The sequence below is a fragment of the Chryseobacterium mucoviscidosis genome (genome assembly GCF_002177115.1).
GTDB lineage: Bacteria > Bacteroidota > Bacteroidia > Flavobacteriales > Weeksellaceae > Chryseobacterium > Chryseobacterium mucoviscidosis.
Genome location: NZ_MVAG01000098.1, coordinates 1 through 254 on the forward strand (window position 1 = coordinate 1; position 254 = coordinate 254).

Consider the following 254-nt stretch of genomic DNA (forward strand, 5'->3'; position numbering starts at 1 on the left):
ATTTCTGCCCGGGGGTTTGTTTATTTCTGCGAGGTGCAGGGCAATTACATCATGCCGCCCATGCCACCCATGCCGCCCATACCGCCAGCAGCGCCTAAGTCAGCTGCATCGTTTTTCGGCAGGTCGGTAACCATGCACTCGGTGGTGATCATCAGGCCAGCCACAGAAGCCGCGTACTGCAGAGCAGAACGGGTTACTTTGGTTGGATCCAGGATACCCATATCGATCATGTTGCCGTATTCTTCAGTTGCTGC

The 254-nt window shown here is 55.1% G+C and carries 1 pseudogene; it reads right to left on the reverse strand.

Annotated features, from left to right (window positions below):
* Positions 1-44: 44 nt before the first annotated feature.
* Positions 45-254: pseudogene (groEL, locus tag B0E34_RS22730) on the reverse strand (chaperonin GroEL); the annotation flags it as partial.